Genomic DNA, 6212 nt, shown 5'->3' with positions numbered 1-6212 from the left:
GGTCAATTCGACAATGTGGTTGTCATTCTACACAATAGTCAATGTGGTTGTCTATATGGTCCGCAAGAGGTAGGTTGAGCCCATGGATACTTTGCTCGGAGCCACCCTGGCGAAGCTCCTTCTGGCCGGCTTCACAACGCTGGTCGAGGAAGTCGTCCTGGAGCTCGAACACCGGGGGCACCCGGGCGTCACCGCGACACACGAGTTCGCGTTACAGGCCATTGACGGTGGGGCTCAAAGCGCTTCCGCACTCGGGAGGAGTCTGGGCGTGTCCAAGCAGGCGGCGGCGAAAACCATCGCCGCATTGGAAGACATGCACTATCTCGACCGACGAAACGACCCTGAGGATGCGCGCCGGAAACAACTCACGGTCACCGGTCATGGACACGAGATGATGACAATCGGAGCGGAAGCCTTCGACGTCCTTCGCACTCGACTTGCAGAACGGGTCGGCGCGCACGAACTCGAATCGCTCGAACGGGTTCTAGCCGTCCTCACCTCGAGACAAGGCTGAGCGTTAGCTAATTACGAACGTACCGATTGTCGACGATGCCCAACGGTAACAAGATGCCTTCATGAATTGAAGAAGTTCACAGGTGGGCATTCCGCCTGGCGCCGTGGGTGGTGGTCAGAAGTAGTGGCCCTCGTCCAGGTCGTCCAGCAGGTTCGGATGGGTGGGATGCCACCCGAGGAGTTCACGGGTTGCCGCGCTCGAAGTAGGAAAGTCGCCACGGAGCAGATCGGCGATCCATCCGAAGTGGTCGGCGGTTTCATTGGCGGGGATCGAGACCGCCGGCCGATCAAGTTGACGAGCGATGACGTCAGCGATATCGCGCATGGCGACGCCGTGGTCGCCGACTCCGTGGAGCACGGAGCCGGCTGGGGCGCTCTCCAGGGAGATACGGAAGAGTTTCGCCGCGTCGAAGCGGTGGATCGCAGGCCAGCGGTTGTCGCCGGTATCGGCGTAGGCGGATATCCCTGTGCGGCGGGCGATGTCGATAATCATCGGGATGAAGCCGGTATCTCCGCTTCCGTGAACGCTCGGCGGAAGCCGCACAACGGCGGAGCGCACCCTCTGGTCGGCAAAGCCGAGGGTTACTTTCGCCGCGGCGGCCCGCTGACCTCCGGCCCTCTCCACCGATGCCTCATCCTTCTCCGTAGCGACCCGGCCCACAGGAAGTCCGCCGAGGCCCGTGGCGACAACGAACGGACGATCCGACCCTTCCAGCGCACTACCGAGCGCCTCAATCGCGAGTAAATCTGATTCGGCGGCCAGGGTCGCCTCTCCGGAGAACACGAGGTCGTGACGGTACGCGAGATGGATCACTCCGTCAGACTGTGCGGCACCCGCGCGGAGTGAGTCGAGATCGTCGAGACTTCCGGGATGCGCGGTAGCCCCGATCGAGGTGAGGGCACTCGCAGATGAAGCCGACCGGGCGAGACCTACGACGTGGTGGCCTGAGGCAAGAAGGTCAGGGACGACGGCAGAACCAATCCAACCTGATGCCCCGGTAAGGAAAACGCGCATGGGAACTCCTAAATATGAGCGGAGAAAAATGGGCCGCTGGTGCGTGCGGTACTGGGCATCGGGCCGGACCTACCAGGCGACGGGGCCATGATCGTCGGTGAACGTGCCGGTGGGTCCGTCCGCTTCGATCGTGGCCATCCGAACAGCGGAAGCGGCACCTTCGGCGGGAGTTCTGACCCCATGATGGTTGTTCAGATCGGTTGCAACGAAACCAGGGCAGACGGCGTTGACCAGGATGTGCTCGTGGACGAGGTCCCTGGCGTACATCATGGTGACGGCGGTGAGCGCGGTCTTGGAGGGAACATAACCAAGGGCGATGGGGTCGGTGTTGTCAAAGTCCGAGATCGATGCCAGCGAACCTGCGCTGCTGGAAACGTTGACGATCCGTGGAGCAGACGAGAGCCGCAGAAGGGGCAGGAATGCGCTGGTGACGGTGATGACCCCGAAGACGTTCGTTTCGAAAACGAACCGGATGTGGTCAACATCGGCGGATCGAGGCATCTGCCCGGAGAAGTCGGCGCCGGGCTGGTGGCTGATCCCGGCGTTGTTGACCAACGCGTCGAGGTGTCCGAATCTGGTCTGGATTGAGTGCGCTGCGGCTACAACCGACGCTGTGTCGGTAACGTCGAGGGCGACCGCGGTGACGTCACCGCCGGCCGCGCGCAGTTCCGCCGCTGTCGCTTCGCCGCGCTCGAGGCTGCGTGCGCCAATCACGACGGTGTGTCCAAGAGCGGCAAGCTGGGCGGCGATTTCGCGCCCGATGCCTTTGTTGCCGCCGGTGACGAGCGCGATCATGGGGTCATTCATGGGATTTCCTTTCGGACCGTGACGAGGCCGCGGTCGGGTGTGAGTACTGCCAACCCGGATGAGGAGGGAAGCGGGTTGGGGTGATTTCTGCCTGTTGCGCTTCGTCTGCGTATCAGGCGTGCCGACCCATAAGTTAACAATGGAGACACATACTCGCATTCGGAATCATTTTTCATCCGCTTTTTATGTCATAGAGTACGAATATGGCTATCGATCGACTATCTGAAGTGCTGGACCTTATTGAGGTAAGAAGCGTGGTCTCGGGTGGCTCTGCGGTACGTGGACGGTGGCGCACGCACAGTTCCATCGATGACGACCTGAAATTCATAGCGGTCGTCCGAGGCGCCGCAACGCTTGCTACGAATGGCGTCGAACGGATCGAACTTGTCGAAGGCGATGTCGCGATCCTGAATGGCCGCTCCTGGCTGACTTTGGAAGGAGGCGAAGGAGATGGCGACCTGGTCGAAGTGGAGCCGCCGTCCGAAGGCTCCGCGATCAGTGGCGCCGACGTGGTCGCCACCGACGTCGACATACTTATCGGGGGCCGAATAGAGCTGAACCTCACGGGCAAGGATCTTCTTCTTCGCGCGCTGCCGCCCGTCGCGCATGTCGGAGCATCGAGCGCGGTTGGCCCGCAGTTGCGTGATCACGTGCAGCGCCTGTTTGCGGAAATTGTTGCCGACCGCGCCGGCGCAGATTTCGCAGTTCGTCACTATGGGCAACTACTGATCCTCGATGTGGTTCGCGGCTTCATGCACGATGCCGACATGCCACCAGGCTGGCTGAAAGTGCTCGCCGATGAGCGGCTCCGCCCCGCGCTAACAATGATTCACGAACAACCAGCAAGAAGCTGGACTCTGGAGGATTTGGCTCGCGCGTCGTCAATGTCGCGAACCACGTTCGCGCAGCGATTCCGAATAGTAGCCGGCACGCCACCATTGGCCTATCTGATCAACTGGCGAATGCTGCTCGCTCAACGAGAACTCCAGTCCAGGGACACTCGCGTCGGCTCCCTCGCGCTTGAACTCGGATACTCGTCCGAAAGCGCCTTCAGCACGGCTTTTAAACGGCATATCGGAGTATCCCCGCTGGCCTACCGAACGCGTGTCCGAGAAAGTCGGTAGGCAAATGGACTGTTGCGCGCAGCACGTCATGCCAATGAAGTATGGCTGCGAGTACATTCCGGGACGATGGAGTCAGTCTCGGCGAGGTCGCCACCATGCAGCGCCCTCCCACTCGCTACACGATCTTCCGCGCTACTGACATAGATGCCGCCTGTCGCCTGTCGTTATGGACCGAGTCCTTGACAAGGGCATCCGAAACTTCATCTCAAAACATTGCTTGTAGGTGTTGGTCGGGTTGGTGGGCAGCATGGGAGTGTTCGGTCACAGGGGAAACGTGACACCGGTCATCTGTTCGGAGGCGTTCCAGAGCCGCCTCGCGACGGCGGCGTTTTTTGCGAATTTGGAGCGACCGATCAGTTCGGCGCCACCGCGCATGTGCATGAAACGTTCAGGGCCGGTGAAGCTACCACCGGCGATGTTCGCCGTCGCTGCGTAGAGGACGGGGAGAGCCCCGTCTGCGGGAGTCTGCGCCAGAAAACGGACCATCATTCGTGTGGCAAAACCTGCCGACTGGTCGTAAATGTTGGTTTTGACGAATCCGGGGTGTGCGGCAATGGATATGATTTCTGACCCAGCGGCAGTTAGTCGCCGCTGCAATTCAGCGCTGAAAAGCATGTTGGCAAGCTTGGAGGTCGCGTACGCGCGCGGCTCGGTGTAGGTGGTTCGGTCCCAGTTGAGATCGTCGAGATTCAGCCGTCCCATTCGCTCCGCTTGCGATGCGAGGGTCACTACTCGACCGGAAATGTGAGGTAAGAGCAGATTCGTTAGCGCGAACGGGCCAAGATGATTGGTCCCGAATTGCAACTCGAACCCATCCTGAGTGCGCTCCAATGTCGGTGTGGAGATTCCTGCGTTGTTGACCAGCACATCGATAGGGCCGGTCCAGTCATCCGCAAAACTTCGGATGGAGTGAAGGTCGGTCAGGTCGAGGCGACGAACCTCCACGTTCCCGCGTATCTCCGCGGCGACTAGAGAGCCTTTCCGGGTGTCGCGGACCGCGATGACGACATGAGCATTCGCGGCGGCAAGCGCGGTGGCCGTAGCGAGTCCGATGCCGCTGCTGGCGCCGGTGATGACGACGGTACGGCCATTTAGATCGGAGGTGAATCTGGTGAAGGGAGCAGGAGAGGTCATTGCGCCATACTAGGCGATGCCTAGTATATAGGCAATGACTACTTTGAAGTATGCTGACCGTATGACCGCACGTGCTTTCCATCACGGAAACCTAAGAGCCGTGCTCCTCGACCGAGCGGAAGCAATGCTGCGCGAGGTAGGAACTGACGGGATCTCGTTACGAGAACTAGCACGACAGGCCGGAGTGAGCCATGGCGCTCCGCGGAGTCACTTTATCGACAGGCAGGCCCTGCTGGACACGTTGGCGGAACGCGGCTTCGATCGGCTGACCGACAAGCTCAAATCCTCGATGGCAGCCGGGGACCCTTTCGACGCCACGTTCCATCGAGTGGCACACGCATACGTCGAGTTTGCGGTGCAGGACGCAGCACTGATGGAGTTGATGTTCGCGGCAAAGATGGCCGATCCACCCGCACATATTCAGAATGCGGCTGAGCGAATGTTCCAAACATTCGATGAGCTCATCGACCTCGGTCACTCGGACGGTGTGTTGAGCGCGGATGCGAAGTACCGACTGAAGCTACTGTTTGCGGTCACCATGCAGGGAACAGCGACCCTCACTGCGGCCCGAAGAATCACCGCCGCTCAGGGTGCTGCTCTTATCGATGACGCAACGGCCCTCATTCTGCGGGCAGCAACTGAACCTACTAGTCGGATCTGACCTGACCAGCGAAGATCGAAGCCAGGCTCGTCCTGTCCTGTCCTGACCTTGGCCGGCCCGTCGCAGTCCAAGCGAGACCGCCGGAGTCGTGGTTAATGACCCAGGTCAAATACGTGTGGCCGCGTTTGTGAGTGATCTCCCCGATCCAGGTCCGGGGGAGGCCTGCGAACTGGCCGAACTGCTCCTTGGCACTGGCTGACACCTCGGTGATGATCGCCCCTACCGTGCGCCACGCGATCCGCCTCAACACGGTGAGGGCGACCTTGAGCCCTTCGTTGCCAGCCACCCGACCCAATCAGGCCTCTGGCTATGCTTGACTCCCGGGTACCGCCGCAACTCACGGCATCGCGGGGCGGGCCGTGATCAACCCAGCCCAAGCCAGGCGATCGGTGTGGTGGATTCCGTGAGCGGTACGACGTTGAAATATTCCTCGATGCGATCGATAAGGTCGCCGTCGAACCGAAAGTACATCGCCGCATGCACGTCGCTACAGGACCCGTCTGTCATGGTCAGGTGCAGTACCTGCTGCTGGAATACTGCATCGTCATTTTGAAATTGACGCACGATGTCGTACCGGAGTGTGTCGACTTGTGAGGCCAGTTGCTCTAACAGCGCCATATTCTCATCGATCGACTGGTCACCGCTTCCGTCGCTATGCCACACGGTGGCGGTGGCGGTGCAAAGGGATCGCATCGCGGCATAGTCCCGCACCTCCCACTGCCGAAGGTAGTGCACCGCCGATGCGCGAGGGTCTTTGTCGGATGTCATGGTCATTTCCTTTCTCGATTCGCCGGTTGCAGCGAATGTCTGATGACAGCGCCGGCCATTGTGCGGATGGCTGCATTGTTTTCGAATACGGCGGCACGTTTCCCCGCATCGACTCGCAGGGGTAGGTGGTTCTCCTGAAGTGGGAGGGGGCAGGGAAAGGCCCCCGAGAGCGTGTGATGAGGAACGACAG

At 60.5% G+C, this 6212-nt stretch carries 7 protein-coding genes; 3 read left to right on the top strand and 4 right to left on the bottom strand.

Features of this window, described 5'->3' with window-relative positions; translation table 11 throughout:
* Nucleotides 1–82 precede the first annotated feature (82 nt).
* Entirely contained in the window at nucleotides 83–514 is a 432-nt protein-coding gene (locus RMN95_RS05400; protein WP_309615925.1) for a MarR family transcriptional regulator, read from the top strand.
* 114 nt (nucleotides 515–628) lie between these two features.
* Here RMN95_RS05400 and RMN95_RS05395 read toward each other — a convergent pair whose 3' ends face one another.
* Both RMN95_RS05395 and RMN95_RS05390 read right to left on the bottom strand, forming a co-directional pair.
* Nucleotides 629–1528, bottom strand: a complete 900-nt coding sequence (locus RMN95_RS05395; RefSeq protein ID WP_309615924.1) for an SDR family oxidoreductase — start codon at nucleotides 1526–1528, stop codon at nucleotides 629–631.
* 69 nt (nucleotides 1529–1597) lie between these two features.
* Nucleotides 1598–2335 carry an SDR family oxidoreductase gene (locus tag RMN95_RS05390; protein ID WP_309615923.1) on the bottom strand — a complete coding sequence of 246 codons (738 nt, stop codon included), beginning with the start codon at nucleotides 2333–2335 and terminating at the stop codon, nucleotides 1598–1600.
* Between the two features lie 203 nt (nucleotides 2336–2538).
* On the opposite strand from RMN95_RS05390, the gene RMN95_RS05385 reads away from it, so the two are divergent.
* Nucleotides 2539–3459 carry an AraC family transcriptional regulator gene (locus RMN95_RS05385; protein WP_309615922.1) on the top strand — a complete coding sequence of 307 codons (921 nt, stop codon included), beginning with the start codon at nucleotides 2539–2541 and terminating at the stop codon, nucleotides 3457–3459.
* 261 nt (nucleotides 3460–3720) lie between these two features.
* On the opposite strand, the gene RMN95_RS05380 is transcribed toward RMN95_RS05385, so the two are convergent.
* Nucleotides 3721–4593, bottom strand: a complete 873-nt coding sequence (locus tag RMN95_RS05380) for an oxidoreductase (protein ID WP_309615921.1) — start codon at nucleotides 4591–4593, stop codon at nucleotides 3721–3723.
* Nucleotides 4594–4654: 61 nt separating this feature from the next.
* Here RMN95_RS05380 and RMN95_RS05375 point away from each other — a divergent pair, with 61 nt between their 5' ends.
* Nucleotides 4655–5254, top strand: coding sequence for a TetR/AcrR family transcriptional regulator (locus RMN95_RS05375; RefSeq protein ID WP_309615920.1), 600 nt, complete (start codon nucleotides 4655–4657; stop codon nucleotides 5252–5254).
* A gap of 363 nt (nucleotides 5255–5617) precedes the next feature.
* Here RMN95_RS05375 and RMN95_RS05370 read toward each other — a convergent pair whose 3' ends face one another.
* Nucleotides 5618–6022 carry a nuclear transport factor 2 family protein gene (locus RMN95_RS05370; RefSeq protein ID WP_309615919.1) on the bottom strand — a complete coding sequence of 135 codons (405 nt, stop codon included), beginning with the start codon at nucleotides 6020–6022 and terminating at the stop codon, nucleotides 5618–5620.
* Nucleotides 6023–6212 lie beyond the last annotated feature (190 nt).

This window comes from Salinibacterium sp. (assembly GCF_031364185.1).
Lineage (GTDB): Bacteria > Actinomycetota > Actinomycetes > Actinomycetales > Microbacteriaceae > Rhodoglobus.
Note: the sequence above shows the minus strand (reverse complement) of the source record. Positions and strands in the feature narration are given on the sequence as shown.